At 38.4% G+C, this 19,884-nt stretch carries 19 protein-coding genes, 1 pseudogene and 2 riboswitches; of the genes and pseudogenes, 3 read left to right on the top strand and 17 right to left on the bottom strand.

All coding sequences use genetic code 11. The features are described 5' to 3' along the window. Positions 1 to 16 precede the first annotated feature (16 nt). The 13 genes and pseudogenes from AC6CHV_RS05470 to AC6CHV_RS05410 form a co-directional block, all read right to left on the bottom strand. Positions 17 to 616: a methionine ABC transporter permease gene (locus AC6CHV_RS05470; RefSeq protein WP_246006403.1), complete on the bottom strand. Its 600-nt coding sequence runs from the start codon at positions 614 to 616 to the stop codon at positions 17 to 19. 97 nt (positions 617 to 713) lie between these two features. Beyond that, the gene (locus AC6CHV_RS05465) at positions 714 to 1,739 is read right to left on the bottom strand and encodes an ATP-binding cassette domain-containing protein (protein ID WP_498078287.1); all 1,026 of its coding nucleotides are present in this window, start codon (positions 1,737 to 1,739) and stop codon (positions 714 to 716) included. A 151-nt stretch (positions 1,740 to 1,890) separates the two neighbouring features. Further along, positions 1,891 to 1,998, bottom strand: a riboswitch (SAM riboswitch). Between the two features lie 105 nt (positions 1,999 to 2,103). Further along, positions 2,104 to 3,426, bottom strand: a complete 1,323-nt coding sequence (locus AC6CHV_RS05460; RefSeq protein WP_341330489.1) for an O-acetylhomoserine aminocarboxypropyltransferase/cysteine synthase family protein — start codon at positions 3,424 to 3,426, stop codon at positions 2,104 to 2,106. 70 nt (positions 3,427 to 3,496) lie between these two features. Further along, positions 3,497 to 3,597, bottom strand: a riboswitch (SAM riboswitch). Positions 3,598 to 3,786: 189 nt separating this feature from the next. Further along, positions 3,787 to 5,128, bottom strand: a pseudogene (locus tag AC6CHV_RS05455) (MFS transporter). Positions 5,129 to 5,231: 103 nt separating this feature from the next. After that, positions 5,232 to 6,008: a TerC family protein gene (locus tag AC6CHV_RS05450; protein WP_341330488.1), complete on the bottom strand. Its 777-nt coding sequence runs from the start codon at positions 6,006 to 6,008 to the stop codon at positions 5,232 to 5,234. Between the two features lie 200 nt (positions 6,009 to 6,208). Further along, the gene (locus tag AC6CHV_RS05445) at positions 6,209 to 6,514 is read right to left on the bottom strand and encodes a thioredoxin family protein (RefSeq protein ID WP_341330487.1); all 306 of its coding nucleotides are present in this window, start codon (positions 6,512 to 6,514) and stop codon (positions 6,209 to 6,211) included. A gap of 79 nt (positions 6,515 to 6,593) precedes the next feature. Then, the gene (locus tag AC6CHV_RS05440) at positions 6,594 to 6,947 is read right to left on the bottom strand and encodes a toprim domain-containing protein (protein ID WP_121446229.1); all 354 of its coding nucleotides are present in this window, start codon (positions 6,945 to 6,947) and stop codon (positions 6,594 to 6,596) included. 147 nt (positions 6,948 to 7,094) lie between these two features. Continuing rightward, positions 7,095 to 7,340 carry a YusG family protein gene (locus AC6CHV_RS05435; protein ID WP_341330486.1) on the bottom strand — a complete coding sequence of 82 codons (246 nt, stop codon included), beginning with the start codon at positions 7,338 to 7,340 and terminating at the stop codon, positions 7,095 to 7,097. 143 nt (positions 7,341 to 7,483) lie between these two features. Next, positions 7,484 to 7,867, bottom strand: coding sequence for a glycine cleavage system protein GcvH (gene gcvH, locus AC6CHV_RS05430; RefSeq protein ID WP_341330485.1), 384 nt, complete (start codon positions 7,865 to 7,867; stop codon positions 7,484 to 7,486). Between the two features lie 109 nt (positions 7,868 to 7,976). Beyond that, positions 7,977 to 8,336 carry a Spx/MgsR family RNA polymerase-binding regulatory protein gene (locus tag AC6CHV_RS05425; RefSeq protein ID WP_498078286.1) on the bottom strand — a complete coding sequence of 120 codons (360 nt, stop codon included), beginning with the start codon at positions 8,334 to 8,336 and terminating at the stop codon, positions 7,977 to 7,979. 194 nt (positions 8,337 to 8,530) lie between these two features. Further along, the gene (locus AC6CHV_RS05420) at positions 8,531 to 10,315 is read right to left on the bottom strand and encodes an acyl-CoA dehydrogenase FadE (RefSeq protein ID WP_341330483.1); all 1,785 of its coding nucleotides are present in this window, start codon (positions 10,313 to 10,315) and stop codon (positions 8,531 to 8,533) included. Positions 10,316 to 10,370: 55 nt separating this feature from the next. Beyond that, positions 10,371 to 11,549 carry an acetyl-CoA C-acetyltransferase gene (locus AC6CHV_RS05415; RefSeq protein ID WP_440274839.1) on the bottom strand — a complete coding sequence of 393 codons (1,179 nt, stop codon included), beginning with the start codon at positions 11,547 to 11,549 and terminating at the stop codon, positions 10,371 to 10,373. 181 nt (positions 11,550 to 11,730) lie between these two features. Continuing rightward, entirely contained in the window at positions 11,731 to 14,115 is a 2,385-nt protein-coding gene (locus AC6CHV_RS05410) for a 3-hydroxyacyl-CoA dehydrogenase NAD-binding domain-containing protein (RefSeq protein ID WP_498078285.1), read from the bottom strand. A gap of 252 nt (positions 14,116 to 14,367) precedes the next feature. Here AC6CHV_RS05410 and AC6CHV_RS05405 point away from each other — a divergent pair, with 252 nt between their 5' ends. After that, on the top strand, positions 14,368 to 14,517 hold the full coding sequence (locus AC6CHV_RS05405) for a YuzL family protein (protein ID WP_077619272.1): 150 nt from the start codon (positions 14,368 to 14,370) through the stop codon (positions 14,515 to 14,517). Between the two features lie 1,522 nt (positions 14,518 to 16,039). Here the strand turns inward: AC6CHV_RS05405 and AC6CHV_RS05400 are convergent. Beyond that, positions 16,040 to 16,957: a proline dehydrogenase family protein gene (locus tag AC6CHV_RS05400; RefSeq protein ID WP_341330480.1), complete on the bottom strand. Its 918-nt coding sequence runs from the start codon at positions 16,955 to 16,957 to the stop codon at positions 16,040 to 16,042. A 222-nt stretch (positions 16,958 to 17,179) separates the two neighbouring features. On the opposite strand from AC6CHV_RS05400, the gene AC6CHV_RS05395 reads away from it, so the two are divergent. Both AC6CHV_RS05395 and AC6CHV_RS05390 read left to right on the top strand, forming a co-directional pair. Beyond that, positions 17,180 to 17,497, top strand: coding sequence for a hypothetical protein (locus AC6CHV_RS05395; RefSeq protein WP_341330479.1), 318 nt, complete (start codon positions 17,180 to 17,182; stop codon positions 17,495 to 17,497). A 15-nt stretch (positions 17,498 to 17,512) separates the two neighbouring features. Beyond that, positions 17,513 to 17,866, top strand: a complete 354-nt coding sequence (locus AC6CHV_RS05390) for a spore coat protein (protein ID WP_207899856.1) — start codon at positions 17,513 to 17,515, stop codon at positions 17,864 to 17,866. 38 nt (positions 17,867 to 17,904) lie between these two features. Here AC6CHV_RS05390 and AC6CHV_RS05385 read toward each other — a convergent pair whose 3' ends face one another. The 3 genes from AC6CHV_RS05385 to AC6CHV_RS05375 form a co-directional block, all read right to left on the bottom strand. Further along, positions 17,905 to 18,153: a DUF2573 family protein gene (locus tag AC6CHV_RS05385; protein WP_121446237.1), complete on the bottom strand. Its 249-nt coding sequence runs from the start codon at positions 18,151 to 18,153 to the stop codon at positions 17,905 to 17,907. After that, on the bottom strand, positions 18,125 to 18,931 hold the full coding sequence (locus AC6CHV_RS05380; RefSeq protein WP_341330478.1) for an IucA/IucC family C-terminal-domain containing protein: 807 nt from the start codon (positions 18,929 to 18,931) through the stop codon (positions 18,125 to 18,127). Before AC6CHV_RS05380 ends, AC6CHV_RS05385 begins: the two co-directional genes overlap by 29 nt. Before the next feature lie 120 nt (positions 18,932 to 19,051). Beyond that, on the bottom strand, positions 19,052 to 19,864 hold the full coding sequence (locus tag AC6CHV_RS05375; RefSeq protein ID WP_341330477.1) for an ABC transporter ATP-binding protein: 813 nt from the start codon (positions 19,862 to 19,864) through the stop codon (positions 19,052 to 19,054). Positions 19,865 to 19,884 lie beyond the last annotated feature (20 nt).

The raw sequence follows: 19,884 nt of genomic DNA, 5'->3' as shown, positions 1-19,884 counted from the left end.
TGTGTTTTTCCTCCTGTTATCTCTTGTCTGTATGTTTTGTAAAGAAATCACCCACAAATTGAATGATAAATACCAATATTAGTATTGCAACAGTAGCAATAAATGTAATGATCGGTTTATTGCTCTGGAAACCATATAAATATGCAAAATGTCCTAACCCACCTGCACCGATAACTCCAGCCATTGCGGTAAAGCTTACTAATGAGATCGCAGTAACGGTAATCCCAGAAATTAGGGCTGGTAAAGATTCAGGAATTAACACTTTAAAAATGATTGTCGAGTTAGTAGCTCCCATTGAATGAGAAGCCTCAATAACTCCTTTATCGATTTCACGCAAAGCAATTTCAACCATTCTGGCATAAAACGGTGCTGACCCTATAATCAAAGATGGTAACGCAGCATTTGGTCCTAGCATGGAACCCATCATAATTTTCGTGAAAGGTATCAATAGGACAATCAGGATGATGAATGGTATGGAACGAAAAATATTAACAAATGCAGATACAATCCGATTCACCACTGTATTTTCCCATGCATTTCCTTTATCTGTTAAAAAGAGAACTAAACCTAAAAATAAACCAATTATAAAAGTAGCAAGCACGGAGATTGAGGTCATGTATAAAGTCTCTAAAGTTGCTTCCCAAAGATTCCCCCAATTGAGTGCTTGATAATCATTAACTTGTTTTTCCCATTTAAGTAATTCTTGAAATTGTTCAAGCATTTTCAATCACCTCAGCTTCTACTCGTTGTTGTCGAATAAATTCGATGGCTGAAGTGACTTCATTAGCATCACCATCAAGATGTATAAATAATGTTCCATAAGATCCATTTTGGGTTTGTGAAATTTTCCCTTGTAAAATATTCACTTCCACCTTAAAATCTCGGATTAATCTTGTAATTAATGGCATTTCAGCATCTTCACCAACAAAGCTAAGCTGAACCATTTTTCCATTTGGATAACGATCTAATAAATTCTCAACCGTTTCTTTTGTTTCTTCAGGCTCTGTCACTTGCTGAACGAAGCGTTTTGTAATGTTGGCTTGAGGCTTTTTAAATACATCAAGCACTCTTCCCTGTTCAACAAACTTCCCATTTTCCATTACTGCAACTCGATGACAGATTTTACGAATCACATGCATTTCATGGGTAATTAATACGATTGTTAACCCTAAACGCTCATTAATATCAACTAGCAAGTCCAAAATAGAGTCAGTTGTTTGAGGGTCTAATGCAGATGTTGCTTCATCACATAGTAAAACCTTCGGATTATTGGCAAGTGCTCTTGCAATTCCAACCCTTTGCTTTTGACCACCACTTAGCTGTGATGGGTAAGCATCTTCTCTTCCTTCCAGTCCTACAAGCTTAATAAGCTCATTTACCCGTTCTTCTCTTTTAGTTCTTGGCACCTTTGCAATCTCCAGGGGAAAGGAGATATTTTCCCTAACTGTTCGCGACCATAGTAGGTTAAAGTGCTGAAAGATCATACTTATTTCTTTACGAGCATCACGTAATGCTTTTCCTTTAATGGACGTGATATTATGACCAGCAACAGAAATATTCCCTTCTGTTGGAGTTTCAAGCCCATTCAATAAACGGATGAGTGAACTTTTACCCGCGCCACTGTATCCAATGATTCCGAAAATTTCACCTTCATTTATCTGAAAGTCAATATTGTTAACTGCTGTTACAGAATTTGTATTTGTTTGATAAATCTTTTTAACATTTTTTAGTGTTATCACGTTGTCACACCTTCTATTCAGAGAAAACTATGTTTAGTGTATGCGATAATGTAAATAAATAAAGATAATAATTATTCAAATATGCCACGCATATAAAAATAAATGCCTTTCTGCAAAAACGAGCAGAAAGGCACAATTTTGTGATTCCTTCCTCTCATCTTCCAAAGCCCAAAGCTTTGTGTGAATTGGCACCTTTTCAACAGACGTTGACGGTTGCTGGGTTTCATCGGGCACATCCCTCCACCACTCTAAATAAGAGTTATCAGATTTATTTAATTTTTATTATCATACTAAAACAACACGAGAGTAATCTTATCATCTCTATATAAGGGTGTCAACGAAAATATTGTGAACAATTTTTCAGTTATGCAGTCGGCACTGATAAGGCTGAACTGGTTCCATTTGCAGCTTTAATGGCTTGCTCTAAATCTTCTAAAATATCTTCCACATTTTCAATACCAACAGATAAGCGGACTAAGTCCTCTGATACACCAGATGCCTTTAAGTCTTCTGGGCTCAATTGTTGGTGTGTAGTACTAGCAGGGTGAATAATTAAGCTTTTTGCATCTCCTACATTTGCAACATGTGACCAAAGCTCAACACTATTGATTAGCTTTTCGCCAGCTTCTCTTCCACCTTTAATACCGAATACAATTACCGCTCCTGCACCTTTTGGTAAATATTTATCAGCTAGTTGTTTATTTGGATGGTCCTCTTCACCTGGATACAACACCCATTCAACCCCAGGGTGATTTTTAAGATAAGAAACAACTTTTTTCGTATTCGCAATATGCTCCTTCATTCGAACATGCAATGTTTCTAAACCTAAATTGAATTGGAATGAATTATATGGACTAATAGCTGGACCTAAATCACGTAGTAGTTGAACTCTTGCTTTAATTATAAAGGCTACTGGTCCCAATGCTTCCGCAAAGACTAAATCATGATAACTAGGATCTGGAGTTGTAAATCCAGGGAACTTTGGTGAATTCCAATCGAATTTACCTCCGTCTACTATAATTCCACCCATGGTTGTTCCATTACCTAGTAACCATTTTGTAGCTGAATGGATAACAATGTCTGCTCCATGCTCAATTGGTCTACATAAATATGGTGTTGCAAAAGTATTGTCAACAATTAGTGGAATACCTGCTTCATGAGCAATGTTAGCAACTGCCTCAATATCTAGTATATCTAAGCTAGGGTTTCCGATTGTTTCAGCAAAGATTGCTTTTGTATTTGGTGTTATTGCTTGACGGAAATTTTCAGGATTTTTTGGATCTACTAAATGCGTTTTAATTCCATATTTAGGTAGAGTATTAGCAAATAGATTATACGTTCCACCGTATAAAGTAGAAGCAGATACAATCTCATCTCCTGCTCCCGCAATGTTAAGGATTGAAGTCGTAATGGCTGCCATTCCGCTAGCAACTGCTAATGCACCTACTCCACCTTCTAATTGAGCTACTCTTTCTTCAAAAACAGTAGTAGTTGGGTTGTGGATTCGAGTATAAATATAACCGTTTTCCTTTAATCCAAAGAGATTTGCTGCATGTTCAGTAGTATTAAATTTGAACGCATTTGATTGGTAGATAGGAACTGCTCTAGCACCGGTTACTGGATCTGCCTCAAGACCCCCATGTATTGCAATCGTTTCTGGTCTGAAATTTTTTTGTTTTTCACTCATATTAATCTCTCCCTCTTTGATTAAATAAAAAAACCTCTTCGATAAGAAGAGGTTGTATGTATGGTCTCTCTTCTTATCTTTCAGGCAAAAAAAGCCTGCTGGATTTAGCACCGTGTAAATACCGGTTGCCGGGTTTCATAGGGCCATTCCCTCCACCACTCTTGATAAGATAAACTATTAAGTTTTTACTTTTATGATTAATTTGATGTTAACCCTTTTTCATTCACAAGTCAATGAAAATATTTTGAAAAAACAAGATATTCCAAATTACTTGTATTTTTTGTGAAAATCGACAACACTAATTAAACATTCATGTTAATGCTACAAAATTCGTCCATTTTTCCCGGGAAATACGACATATTAAGATATTTTCGCGATTTGTTTTTCCTCTTTCTGAAAGGATTTCCCAGTAAAAACAAATAGGAAATAGAGAGAACCTATTAAATATAAGACAGATGTAATTGTAAAAACATAAGCATAGCCCCAATAAGCACCATACAGCATCACAATCGAGGTTGATATTGGCCCCATTAAAGCCCAGCCTAATGAAAATACCATTTGGTTAACAGAGTTGGCCAGTCCTTTCATAGAATCATCAACCCGCCCCATAACAAGAGATGCTTGGATCGGGTTTCCTGCATTCATTAAGGCTTGTCTAAATAAAAAGCCAATGGCCGCTATGTAAAGATTTTCGGTATACCCTGTCAGCAAGAGGAAAGGCAATGATGATAGTTGTAGATAAACAACTGCTCGAACTTCTCCTACCTTACTAACAATGGCTGGTCCAATAATCATCGCGATCGCTGTTGCTGCTTGTCCCAATGATAAAATGAGACCAATTACTGTATTACTTGCTAAAAACCGGTCAGCAAAATACAAATTTAGGTAAGGAATAACTAATCCTGATCCAAACCCTATGATCATTTGAGCAAATGCAAACATCGCAATTAACTTTATTTGTGATTTATTTGTTCGCAGCTTCTGCCTAAATGACGCCACTAATCTCAGGTTGTTTCCTTGGCTGTTCATTCATTTTAAGTATCGGTAAAATACCAGCCATATAAATGATAGTTGCAATTAATAATGTGATTCTTACACTCCAAAGTCCACTCAAATGAAAGATAAATTGAAAGGCATCAGAAAATGCCCCTCCCGCAATATTTCCTACTACTTGTGCGGCCATCATGATTGCTGAATGAAAACTAAAAAGGTGAACCCTTTGTGAAGATGTGGAGTTTTCCGCTAACCACGGGATTCCAGATACTTGAATAAATGCAGTCGACACCCCTGTAATAAATGCAGTTCCAATCAGTAACTGATCAATTTCTAGTATACTTCTAGCAAAAAAGGCGAATGTAGAAATCGCAACTCCAAGAACCATCACTTTCTTTCTGCCAAATTTATCACTCATAAGCCCTGCGGGTACGAGAATTAAGGCAGATGCTAAAGCAGTCATTGCAATAATTGTTCCGTTCGTTTGCTCGGAGTAACCTAGCTCTCTTACATAAAAGTTATACATGATTGTGTACATACCCATGCCTAATTGTGTAAAAACAGTTGCTAGGATAAATCGTTTGATGTTTTGATTGTATGCTTTATATTGCGTTTTCCATCCGGTGACAATGCTCATATGTGCTCCTATAATTATGTGATAAATATGATATTTCGACTCCCTAAATATCATACAACTTTTTAGACAAATTGCAATATACCGAATACAAAAATGATGTATATTTTTAAAATAAATAAAAGCGATAACCCAATTGGATTATCGCAGTTAAACAGACATTATTCTTTCGCTTTTTTTATGCATTGCCTTCTTGAAGCGTTTTCTTATTACTTGGTGCAAACCAACCGAGTAGTGCAATGCCAACTAATACTCCATAGAAGATAATTGTCCAAACAGTACTATGCGGGAAATCATGGTCTAAAATACCAATATCCTCATGAGCAAGGGTAATTACAGCAAGTTTGACACCGACCCAGGCGACAATTGCATATGCGGTTGTTTCCAATGCAGGTCGCTTCTCAAGAAGTTGCACAAACCAAGTTGCAGCAAACTTAATCAATACGAGGCCAGCAATACCCCCAAGAAGAATAACAATGAATTGCCCTCCATCCATACCACCGAAATTGCCAAGAGGTGATTCTGGAAGACCAAGGGCTAGAGCAACCGCAGCTAAGATTGAATCAATAGCAAAAGCAAGATCCGCTAATGCAATTTTTCCTACAGTTGGCCAAAATCCTTTACCAGCAGATTCTTTTTCATCATCCTTATGAATGTCCTTATTTTCCTTACCAAACTTTGCTTGGATGATATGCTTTAATCCTAAATAAAGAAGATAAGCTGCCCCTATCGCTTGTATTTGCCAAACGTTTGCTATAAAGGAAATAGCAAAAAGTGCTCCAAAACGGAAAACAAAAGCCATGAGTATTCCGTAATTGATTGCCTTTTTTTTCTGTTCTTCAGGTAAATGCTTGGCTATGATTGCTAGAACTAGAGCATTGTCCGCTGATAATAACCCTTCCAAACCAATTAGGATTAACAATGCCCAGGCATATTCAAGCCATATTGACTCCATGAATGTCTCCCCCAACTTTTAGGAAATTTCCAATTCATGAGTTTCCCTTTTTTATAGTACTCTTTTTAGTATGAGTACAAAGAAGCACGATAAACGGAGTTGTTTTAGGTAATATGTTTAAAATTTTCCTTGGGTAGAAAATTGTAAGGCATAGCACATTCAATAAAAAAACCCAAGAATGCTGATATCCATTCCTGGGCTTATGTTTTTGATAAGATTTCAACCAAGTAAGGAACTGAGTGAAAGGCATAATACTTTTGCGCAACTTTTCCTTCTTTTACATGCATTAAACAAGGAACACTTTCAATTTGCCAATTGATTGCTTTCTTTGGTAAATAATTAAGATCGCTCTTACCGATTATTACGTTTGGTAACAATTCAGCGACGACAGTCATCATTTTCGAAGCTACCTGACAGGTTCCGCACATCGGAGTGAATAAATAAAGCCAAAACTCCCCCGTGTTCGTGAGGTGAGTATCAATTTCGTGTTCATTCCATTCCTTCATCTTTACAACAACCTTTTATCTTGTTAATTGTTGTTTATTTTACCATAATTATTGAAAAAGTATAGGATACACGCTTGGCCTAAAGTAAGTATTCAGCGTGCACATCTATGTTTGCTGAAAGTAGTACCGTAGCAATATGTTGTTCAGGGGCAGTCGCAACCTCCCGATACATTTTATCGATAAACAAATGCCGTGCTTCTGGAAACTCGCGTTTAAACTGTTTTCTAAGCTTATCTCCTGCACGGTCGGCATCAACTAAGATATAAACATCTTTATTAAACAAATGCTCAATTAATTCGTCCAGTTTGGAGATACTAATCGTTCCGTTAGTACAAATAATCTCAACTGGTTCATTCACAACCGCTTCGACTTTCTTTTTATCTGTTCTCCCCTCAACAATGATTACTTTTTCATTATCGTCAAAAGCCACCATTTCATCACCTTGTTTCAAGTGTACATTAATCTGATATATACTTCTTCGATGTATACAACTGCTTTTCCTTCATTTTATAGCGAAGAATATAATTTGGTGAATCATAAGGAAACAATAGGGAAAAAAAGACAGTGGGTAACCACTGTCTTAACACCAACCATTTTCATCATCACAATCGACATATTTCATATCTGGGTTAGAAGGTATATCAGCATATGTGAAAATTTTGCTCTCTTCTTGCTCATATCCCTGCTTTAATTCATATTGAGCCCCTTCATTTGTAAAACGGATCTTTCCGATTTGTTCTTTTTCAACATATAATTTCATTTCATTATCTCCAAGCTTTCCAACCACTCGGTCAGTCACTTCAATTCGAGTATGTTTCAATACCATTACGAACACCCTTCCATCGGTATTTAATTTTAGAGTGTCCATTAAGAGAAACTTCATTCTGTTTGTCATTGTCCTTGTAGGGATAAAAAAAGAAAAGAGCCGATAGGAACTTTTTCCTGTTTTCGGCTCTTTTTATAGAAATCTTAGTCTTCTTTTATCATTTCTTCATATTGTTCAGCTGTCATTAGATTTTCAATATCACCAGCATTTGCAGGCTCAATTACGATCATCCAAGCTTTTTCATATGGAGATTCGTTTACGAATTCTGGGCTGTCGTCAAGGTCTTCATTTATTTCTACAACTTTACCGCTGATAGGCGCATAAAGTTCAGAAACCGTTTTAACAGATTCAACACTACCGAATGGCTCATCTGCTTGTATTTCATCGCCTATCTCTGGTAGTTCAACGAATACGATATCACCTAACTCAGATTGTGCAAAATCAGTAATCCCAATGCGTACTTTTTCCCCTTCGACTTTCACCCATTCGTGTTCTTCAGAATAACGTAATTCTTTTGGCGTGCTCATCTTGTACCCTCCATTAATTCGATATTATGAAATAATTAGTGTCCATTTTGATGAATAGTCTCAATAAAATGGATTATGTAAAAGTCCTTATTAAGGTCTTTCATCCGATTTATTTTGCCCAAGTGCTTTCAAACTGAGCCTCATTAAAACCAACAGTTACCTTCTTACCATCGCTAGTGAGTGGGCGCTTAATTAGCATTCCATCAGAGGCTAAAAGTTCTAACAATTCATCCTCGGAGGCTGTACCAATTTTGTCCTTCAATCCAAGTTCACGGTATTTTTGACCACTTGTATTGAAGAATTTCTTTAATTCCAATCCACTTTTTTGGTACATTTCTTTTAATTGCTCTTTTGATGGGGGATTCTCCACAATATGTATTTCCTCAAAGGTAACCTGATGTTCTTCAAGCCATTTTTTCGCTTTTCGACAGGTTCCACATTTTGGATACCAGTAAAATGTTAAAGCCATATTCTCACCACCCCTACAACATACTCCCCAAATATTTTAACATATAAAATTTTGAAATAACAACGATTCTCTAGATTCCCAAGAATAATTTCGACTCATTTCTCGTTTATCCTGCTAAAAAAAGAAAAAACCCTCTTACTTCAAGAAAAAAAGCCCCTATTATAGGAGCTTTTTCTAGCCGTTCAAGTTGGGAATTACACAGTGTATTTTTCAGCCTCGATAAGTGTTGCCGCAATTTCGCGTTTTTTCGCAATTACATTTACAGGGGTATGACGAGTTAATTTACGGAGTGCAGATGTCATCATCCGTAAAACATCACCTTCTTCTGTTGCAACAAGTGTTTCTTTAGCATGAGCTTCAATTTCATTAAATGCTTCTTGAACAAATACTTGAGTATAAAGGATCTTTTGTTGATTTTTATCTTCACCTGATTTTTTGATTGCTTTTTCTGTACGAAGAACTACAGATTCCATCGCATAAATATTTGCAGCAATGTCGGCAATATTTGCAAGAATCTCTTGTTCTTTCTCAAGTTTAGGACCAAATTTTTGTGCTGCAAGCCCAGCTATCATAAGGCCAATCTTCTTCGCATTGCGAACTAGAAATTTCTCTTGTTCTAGAACGCCCTCGCCCACCTCTTCAGGCATCAGCATCATTAGCTCCTCTTGTAGCTGTGTAGCTTTTTCAAGTAAAGGCAATTCCCCTTTTAATGCCTTACGTAGGAATGTTCCAGGAACAAGTAGACGGTTGATTTCATTTGTTCCTTCAAAAATACGGTTAATTCGAGAATCTCGGTATGCTCTTTCGATTTCGTACTCCTGCATAAATCCATAGCCACCATGGATTTGAACACCTTCATCAACGACATAGTCTAACACTTCAGTGTTGAAGAATTTATTAATTGAGCACTCAATTGCATATTCAGCAATTGATTTTGCAACTTCTTTACCATTCTTTACTTCTTCTTCGGATAATTGGCCCATACGGTCTTCAAAATAACCAACTGTACGATACACGCTAGATTCAGCCGCATATATCTTTGATGCCATATTCGCTAATTTTTCTTGGATAAGGCCAAACTTTGAAATTGGCGTTTTAAATTGTTGACGTTGGTTTGCATATTTTACAGCTAGTTCAAATGCACTTTTCGCACCGCCAACCGCACCTACACCTAGCTTATAACGACCGATATTTAAAATATTAAATGCAATTACGTGACCACGACCGACTTCACCTAAAAGGTTTTCGACTGGTACCAGTGCATCTTCGAGAATTAGTGTACGTGTTGAGGAACTTTTGATTCCCATTTTCTTTTCTTCAGCACCTGTTGAAACACCAGGAAACTCACGCTCAACTATAAATGCCGAAAATTTATCGCCATCAATTTTGGCATAGACAACAAATACATCCGCAAAGCCTGCATTTGTAATCCATTGCTTTTCACCATTTAATACATAGTGCGTCCCTTCTGCATTTAATTTTGCAGTCGTCTTTGCACCTAGAGCGTCGGAACCTGAACCAGGTTCTGTTAACGCATACGCTGCTAGTAGCTCACCTGTAGCTAATTTTGGAAGGTATTTTTGTTTTTGCTCTTCATTACCAAAAAGAACAATTGGAAGTGAACCAATTCCAACATGTGCTCCATGTGAAATAGAAAATCCGCCTGCTCTTGCCATTTTTTCAGCAATTAAAGCAGAGCTTACTTTGTCTAGACCTAATCCACCATACTCTTCTGGGACGTCTACACCTAAAAGACCAAGGTCCCCTGCGCTTTTCAATAATTTTACTGAGCGATCAAATTCATGGTTTTCAAGATACTCAACCTGTGGCAAAACTTCGTTTGCAATATAGTCTTCTGTAGTTTTTGCGATCATTTTATGTTCATCTGTATAATCTTCTGGTGTGAAGACACGGTCCGCTTCTAAATCTTCGATCAAAAAGCCCCCACCTAAAACGACTTTATCAGTTGCATTTGACATTTGGTTTCCCCCTAAAAGTTTTATTCAGAGGCTAACTCTTTGTTAGCCTTACTTTTTAAGCTAATAATTCAAACACTCCGGCAGCTCCCATACCGCCACCGATACACATTGTTACAACACCAAACTGTACATTACGTCGCTTCATTTCATGCATCAATGTAAGAGTTAATTTTGCTCCAGTACATCCAAGTGGGTGTCCGAGTGCAATTGCGCCACCATTTACGTTTACTTTATCTTCATCAAGTCCTAATTCACGAATAACTTGAAGAGATTGGGACGCGAATGCTTCGTTTAACTCAAATAACCCTATATCTGAGAGCTCAAGACCTGCATTTTTGAGTGCTTTAGGAATCGCTGCAACTGGACCAATACCCATAACTTCTGGTGGAACTCCAGCAACGGCAAACGATCTAAACTTCACGAATGGAGTCAGGCCAAGGCTCGTTGCTTTTTCACGGTCCATTACCATTACAGCAGCTGCACCATCGCTTGTTTGTGAAGCATTTCCTGCTGTTACTGAACCTGTCACTGAGAAAGCTGGTCTTAGTTTTGCAAGCACTTCAAGATTCGTATCTTCTCGGACACCTTCATCTTGAGAAAAAAGGATATGTTTTTCTACTAATTTATTATTTACATCCACATGTCGAAGAGGTACGTCTACTGGAACTATCTCATCCACAAACTTACCAGCTTTAATAGCTGCAGCTGCCTTTTGATGACTTCTTACAGCAAAAGCATCTTGATCTTCACGACTTACACCGTATTTTACAGCGACCTGCTCTGCTGTATGGCCCATTCCCATATAGTATTCAGGTGCTGTTTCTGCAAGCCTCGCATTTGGACGGACAACATGGCCCATCATTGGTACTAGACTCATAGATTCTGCTCCACCAGCAATTGCGGTATCAGAATGTCCTATCATAATTTTTTCTGCTGCATAGGCAATAGATTGAAGTCCAGATGAACAATAACGATTAATCGTAATTGCCGGAACTGTATGTGACAATCCTGCCAATGCCCCTATATTTCTTGCCATATTTAAGCCCTGTTCTGCCTCAGGCATTGCACATCCGATGATTAAATCATCAATATTCCCTTCATAATTACCCGCTCGTTTTAATGTTTCTTTAACTACTAGAGCTCCTAAATCATCTGGTCTTACATTTGCTAGTGTACCTTTTTTCGCTTTTCCAACAGGGGTTCTCGCACCCGCTACGATGACTGCTTCTCTCAACACATTCCCTCCTAACTTTTTAAGGAAGGTAAAAGTACGGATAAAAATCTCTGTCGAATTTCTTCGTCACTCTGCCCCTACGGTCCTCACGTATTAATCCATACGCTCCGGTCCTCGGCGCTATCGTTCCTCGACCTTCTCGGATCTTTTCATCCTCCCTTTTACCTTTTATCTATGCTTATTAGTTACGTAATGGTTTTCCTTTTACAAGCATGTGTTGCATTCTAGCTTGCGTCTTTGGCTCACCGACAAGGCTAAGGAATGCTTCACGTTCAAGGTCTAATAAGTATTGTTCATCTACCTTAGTACCATATGGAACATTTCCACCTGCAAGTACCCAAGCAAGTTTTTTCGCGATCTTAAGGTCATGGTCTGAAATGTAACCAGAGTATTTCATTGCTTGTGCACCTAATAACAAGGTTGCGTATCCTGACTCACCAACAACCGGTACCTTCTTACGTACTGGAGCTTTGTACCCTTGTTCAGATAATGCTAACACTGATTTTTTCGCATCATGGATGAGATGATCTCCATTGAAGCTTATGCCGTCTTCTTTTGTTAAGAAGTTATTTGCACGTGCTTCATCGGCTGATGTTGAAACCTTCGCCATTGCTATTGTTTCGAAAACTTTGTTTGCGACATTTTGGAGATTTACCTCTACTCCTGATGGCATTCCTTGAAGATGGTTAAGGTAAAGTTCTTTATTTCCACCACCGCCAGGGATTACACCTACACCAACCTCTACTAGCCCCATATAGGTTTCACTTGATGCTTGAACCTTGGCAGCAGGTAAACAGATTTCTGCTCCTCCACCAAGTGTCATGCCAAATGGTGCTACGACCACTGGTTTTTCACTATATTTAATATTCAGCATCGCTTGTTGGAACTGACGAACAACAAGTTCGATATCATAAAAATTGTCATCCTGGGCTTCCATTAAGATCATCGCTAGGTTAGCACCGACACAGAAATTTTTCGCCTGGTTACCAATCACTAAGCCTTTATAGTTTTTTGCCACTTCATCAATCGAGTGATTGATCATCTGAATAATATCGAATCCAATTGCATTATTTGGTGATGTGAATTCCAGAAGTGCTACATCATCTCCTAAATCTATTAAACTAGCACCACTATTTTTCTTAATGACGCCATTTGTTTCTTTAAATGTCTTGATATTTATATTCTTTGGATTTACCTTAACTGCTTTGTATTCTCCGTTATGGTAATAAGAAACAGAGTTATTTTCTTTTTTATAGAACGAAGTATGTCCGTTTGCTATCATTTCTTTAATCCACTCTGGCACTTGGGCACCTTCTGCTTCCATCTTCTTCACAGATTTTTCAAGGCCGATTGCATCCCACGTTTCAAATGGACCTAATTGCCAACCGAAGCCCCACTTCATTGCCTCATCAATAGCAACGATATCATCTGCAATTTCACCTAAAAGAGCGGCTGAATAGATAAGTGCTGGGCTGGTAATATTCCATAAAAGCTTTCCGGCACGATCCTCTGCGTATAATAGTGTCTTTAACTTATTAGCTGTTCCTTTCACTTGCTTTATGGAAGCAGTAACTGGAGTTTGTAGCTTTTTTCTCTCTTGGTATTGGAGAGTTTCAGGGTTTAATTCTAAAATCTCCTTACCTTTTTTCAGGAAGAAACCTTGCCCTGATTTACTTCCCAACCATCCTTTTTCCAACATGACTTTCATAAAGTCAGGAACATCGAAAACTTCTTTTTCTGCTCCCTCAACTTGTTCATAAACATTATTGGCTACGTGTATAAATGTATCTAGCCCAACAACATCGAGAGTACGGAATGTTGCGCTCTTCGGACGTCCAATCATTGGACCTGTAACTGAGTCTACTTCTCCTATGCTATATCCGCCTTTTAGCATTTCACGAACGGTAACAAGCAACCCATATGTTCCAATCCTGTTTGCGATGAAGTTTGGTGTATCCTTTGCTTCAACGACACCTTTTCCAAGTACATCCTCTCCAAATGTTTTCATAAAAGAAAGTACTTCTGGGCTTGTGTTTTTTGTTGGAATCACTTCAAGCAATTTTAAATAACGAGGTGGGTTGAAGAAGTGTGTTCCTAAAAAGTGTTTCTGAAAATCTTCTGAACGTCCTTCAGCCATAGCCTCAACCGAAATACCAGATGTATTTGAACTCACAATGCTTCCTGGCTTTCTTACATTATCGATTAGGCTAAAAACCTTTTTCTTAATTTCAAGGTTTTCAACAACCACTTCAATTATCCAGTCAACTTCCGAAAGCTTTTCCATATCTTCTTCAAAGTTTCCAGTTGTGATTAGAGCGATATTTTCTTTAGAAGTAAGCGGAGCTGGCTTTTGTTTCAACAACTTTTGGACTGCTGAATCACTCAGACGATTTCGAACTTGTTTATCCTCTAATGTAAACCCTTTCTTTTTTTCTACTTCTAAAAGTTCACGAGGAACAATATCTAATAGTAATGTAGGTATTCCGAGATTAGCTAAGTGAGCAGCAATACCCGATCCCATAACTCCCGAACCAAGAACTGCAGCTCTTTTAATGCTTTGGATCATTCACAGTTTCCTCCTTTTATGCTTTTTGAACATTTGAATGAACACTCATTCATTTTTGCTTCAAAAAAAATATCCCCTATTCAAATTTAGCTAATGGATTTTTGAACAACCAAAAGAATGAGTTCCTTTATATCTAAATATAAAGCAATATTTTAATTTTCGCAATATATTCAACAAACAATTTTTGGTTTTCTTTCGATTTCGCATTGAAAGTTGAGATTCAGGTGATTCTAATAACTGGAGGTGAATCAAATGGCTAAAGTTGATAAAAATCCATCTAAACGCGCGGTTAGTGCAGCAAGTGTAAAGGGAAATGCTGGTCCTGATACAAGAGCGCGAAGCGGAAAAACACAATCTACAAACCAACAATACGGGGCTCATAATACGGGCGGGGAAGAATAATAGGTAGTGGTTTTTACGGTGGCTATGGTGATGAAGGACTTTACGGCGGCTCTTGCGTTGCGTTCTGGACTTCATAAGACCGGATGAGGGACTTTACGTTGTGAACTCTTGGTGGGGACTTCATCGACTTGATGAAGGACTTTTCCGTGTGATCTTTTGGGCGTTGGGGACTCCATCGTCTTGATGAAGGACTTTACGGTGCGAACTCTTGGACGGTGGGGACTTCATCGTCTTGATGGAGGACTTTACGGTGCGAACTCTTGGACGGTGGGGACTTCATCGACTTGATGAAGGACTTTATGGTGCGAGCTCTTGAACGGTGGGGACTTCATCGTCTTGATGAAGGACTTTACGGTGCGAGCTCTTGGACGGTGGGGACCTCATCGTCTTGATGAAGGACTTTACGTTGTGAGCTCTTGGACGGTGGGGACTTTATCGACTTGATGAAGGACTTTACGTTGTGAACTCTTGGACGGTGGGGACTTCATCGTCTTGATGAAAAGGAATTCGCAACAAATACTTAACCCCAATCCCCTTCATCACCTCGATGAAGAGGGTTGGGCAACAAATACTTAACCCCAATCCCCTTCATTACCTCGATGAAGAGGGTTGGGCAACAAATACTTAACCCCAATCCCCTTCATCACCTCGATGAAGAGGGTTGGGCAACAAATACTTAACCCCAATCCCCTTCATCACCTCGATGAAGAGGGTTGGGCAACAAATACTTCAGCCATTTCCCCTTCATCACCTCGATGAAGAGGGTTGGGCAACAAATACTTAACCCCAATCCCCTTCATCACCTCGATGAAGAGGGTTGGGCAACAAATACTTCAGTCTAATCCTCTTCATCACCTCGATGAAGAGGGTTGGGCAACAAATACTTAACTCCAATCCTCTTCATTACCTCTATGAAGAGGGTTGGGCAACAAATACTTAACCCCAATCCCTTTCATTACCTCGATGAAGAGGGTTGAACAACAATTACCTCAGCGCAATCCCCTTCATTACCTCGATGAAGAGGGTTGGGCAACAAATACTTAACCCCAATCCCTTTCATTACCTCGATGAAGAGGGTTGAACAACAATTACCTCAGCGCAATCCCCTTCATTACCTGGATGAAGAGGGTTGGGCAACAAATACTTAACCCCAATCCCTTTCATTACCTCGATGAAGAGGGTTGAACAACAATTACCTCAGCGCAATCCCCTTCATTACCTCGATGAAAGGGTTTTTGTAACAAATATTTAACCCCAATCCCCTTCATCACCTCAATGAAAGACAATTCGCAGCATATACTTCGCCCCAATCCTCTTCATCACCTCAATGAAAGAGAATTCGCAATAAATACTTCAACTCACTCCCCTTCGTCACTTCAATGACAGGCAATTTGCAACAAATATTCTACCCACATCCCCTTCATCCGTTCAAACCCTGTAGTCTTTTCATAATCTTGAAGCAAACAAAAAAAGCAGCGCAAGAAAACACACTTTGTTTTCACTCGCACTGCTTCAGATTTACCTACTTCCCAAGAACCCCTTTTACTACAAACGCTACATTTGCTGGCCGTTCTGCTAGACGTCTCATGAAATAGCCATACCAGTCCGTTCCATACGGTACATACACGCGCATTGTATATCCTTCTTTTACAAGTTCCTCATGGCGTTCTGATCGAATCCCGTAGAGCATTTGAAACTCAAATTGGTCATGACTTATATTATGTTCCTTTACTAATTCCTTCGTATATTGGATCATGGCCTCATCATGTGAAGCAACTGCTGTATAGTTTCCGTTCAACAAATGCATTTTAATGATTTTCTTAAAGTTCTCATCGACGTCTTTCTTGTCAGGAAATGCTACTTCTGGTGATTCTTTATAAGCACCTTTTACAAGACGAAGATTTGGATGATATTCGTTTAAGTCTTCTATATCTTGGACAGTCCGATATAGATAAGCTTGGATTACAGTTCCAACATTATCGTAATCTTTTCGTAGTTCTTTAAAAATTTCAATTGTCTTAGCGCATCGTGAGTAGTCTTCCATGTCAATCGTTACGAAGACATCATTTTCTTTTGCGACATCAAGGATTCGACGCATATTATTCATAACGACCTCATCTGAAATATCCAATCCCATCGAGGTCATTTTTAAGGATAATTGTGCATTTAGCTTTTCTCTACCAATTGCTTTGATTGCTTCAATTGAACCGTCAGCCATAAGATTCGCCTCTTCTATACTGTCAACGAATTCACCAAGATAATCGATGGTGACCGCGAGGCCCTTTGCATTTAACTCTTTGATTTTTTTTACAGCTAAATCTATTGTTTCTCCGGCAACAAATCTAGCTGCACCAAAGCGCAAGCCATATTTCCTAGCTAATTTTGTAAACGCTTTATTTTTTGATAAAAACAAAAAGAAATTACGTAAAAGTTGTTCCATTTCAATTTCCCCCTCGAAATGCAATCTTAGCTGTAATCTAGCAATCTACCTAAATCCTTATTTATTTTATCACGTTTAAATTGCTTTGAATATATGCTCGAAAAAATTTTGTCGAACGCTTACATTTTCCTGAACAGTACCCTATTTCATTATATGCATTGCATACAATAAACGTTTTGTTGGCAACCTAATAATGAAAAATAGGATAAGGAGGGTTTTATTATGCAACAACAGCAATCACAACAACAACAACAACCTTTTTATACTCCAAAGACAGGGCAAATGTCAGAAACTCCTGCAGTTATTACATCAAAGGACCTCTTATACTTAACAGATATGATGTCCTGGAACCTTTTAGCCTTAAAAAAGGCGCATTTCTTTGCGGGCCAATGTCAAATGCCGGAGATCTCTCAAGCGCTCGAAAAAGCGTGCCAAATGCATGAGCGCCATTATCGTCAAATTTTAGATCATATGCAAAAGCATACAGGTCAAGCACCGCAGCAACCGAGCCAAAATCAGCAAAGCCAGCAAATGCAATAAAAGGAGGGCTACATAATGAATCAACAAATGAACCAAAATCCTAATCAGGTAAGTAATCCAAAAACAAAAGTTCCAAAAACACCAGCAATGAATGATCGTGATTTTATAAATGACATGCTAGCAACGGAAAAATATATGACTGCTGCCTACAGCACAGCTTTGAATGAGATGAGTCATGATGGACTTTATGAGGATATTCGTTCGATCTTCAATGAAACACAGGACTGCCAAAGAGAGCTATACAATCTTATGTTCAAGAATGGCTGGTATAAGCTTGAAGAAGAAGAAACTCAAAAGGTGCAACAAAAGCTTCAACAATTTTATAATTACACAACAACGCAATTTCCAAACCATAATACTATTCAATAAGAAAAAAGAGATGAAGCCCCTTATTGGTGCCTCATCTCTTATTTATTTTTTAAGCGGTGTTCTTCATTTAGTTTTTTGATTTCAGCGATGATTTCCTTAATGCCTTCTTTTGCATCTGGGTAGGTTTCGTTCCAGTGCTTTGCAAGAGGCGGCATTGACTTTGAAATATGCATGTATAAGGACCATAGCTTTACTTTTTCCTTTAGTTCTGGGGAACTTTCTCCAAGTAAAAGCTCTGTGTATTTTTCTAGTAATCCATCAACTTGTTCTTCTATTTTTTGATCCATTTTTATTAACTCCTATTTTGCAGTTTAGGGGACATGTTTTGCAACGGTCTCCGGTACTTTTGGTTTTATAGTAAAGACAACATGTTGTTCTTGTTCGAATGTTCTGTTCGTATTCTGGACGATACACCTTTATACCGTAGTATCGTGACAATGGGTTAAAATCTACTGGACCAAATAGTTCCCCTTCCGCATATTTTACAAGATACTTAAAATCATCCTCAATTGTCTCTCGTTTTTCATCAAACTTCGGTTTTGCTAGTACAGATTCATAGAGCCAATACACATAAATCGCGATATTTTCCCAAAGTACTTTTTTCGAGAGGCCGGAATACTCAGAAAGAGCAGTTAAGACTTTATGGATATTCTCATGAAAAATAGCCCGAATTGTTTCGTTACGCCATTGCTCTCTAGATTCAGAAGGACCAGATACAGTATGCAGGTTAAAAAAGTAGAACTTCGGATTCCAATACCAGATTTCCTCTTCATTACTTGTCTCTAATGAAATATTAGTCAATGAAACATCTAATCGCTTATTAAAAACTGTCATTGCATACAAATTCAGGACAGCAAAAAATCCATAACGTTTCATGAACATGGATGCCGCTACTCGCTTATCTGGCGCAGATATCTTCTGCTGGACATTCTCCAAATATTGTTTAATCTTCTCTTCCTTTAAAAGCTCTATCACAGGACTTGATAGGTTTGATCGAAATTGTTGACTACTAAAACGAAATTCCTTTAATTGTTCGATTTCTGTTTCCAAAAGGAGGTTTGACATATTAAACTCCTACCTTCTCTAATCAAATGCGCCTTGGCGTATTTGCGCCCAGATTTTTTCGAGCTTGCTCGAAAACTTCCATTGAAAATCTGTGGCATCCGCCGTAGGCTTTAATTTTATTCAGCATTTCTGCTGAATAAGATTAATACGTCTTCCTTTGCCGTGAGGAATGCATAGAGGCGTTCCAAACAATGGATCAGTGGCAACATCACAATCCATGCCAAACACATCTTTGACCAGACTCTTATTGACAACAAATTCAGGCTTGCCCTGTCCATAAATTTGTTTGTTTTTAATCGCGACAATATGATGGGCATAGCGGCATGCTAAATTCAAATCATGCAATACCATGATGATAGTTCGTTGTTCTGTTTCATTAAGTTCAAATAACAGGTCTAAAATTTCGATTTGGTGTGTCATATCGAGATATGTTGTTGGTTCATCAAGTAGGATAATATCGGTTTCCTGTGCAAGTGTCATTGCAATCCAAGCACGTTGACGTTGACCACCCGAGAGAGAGTCGACCGTGCGTTCTGCGAAATCCTGCATATTGGTAGCTTCTAGTGCGTGATTAACCATTCTTTCATCTTCTTCTGTCCATTGCTTAAGCCAATTTTGGTATGGATAACGACCTTGTTTTACTAACTGGAGGACGGTTAATCCTTCTGGTGCAGTTGGTCCTTGGGGAAGGATGGCAAGCTTTCTAGCTATTTCTTTTGTCGGAAGCTTAGCGATTCTTTCCCCTTCAAGGAGAACAGCCCCATGTTTTGGTTTTAGTAATCTTGCTAAAGAACGTAACAAGGTTGATTTACCACATCCATTTCCACCAATGAAAACGGTGATCTCCCCTTTTGGAATTTCAAGATGCAAGTCTTCTATGATAATGGAATCTCCGTACGATAGTGTTAAGCTTTCCGTTTCAAGTGCATTCATCCCAAACGCCCCCTTTTACT

The sequence above is a fragment of the Ferdinandcohnia sp. GQ5 genome (genome assembly GCF_059759275.1).
This window is presented reverse-complemented; position numbering and strand designations above follow the sequence as displayed.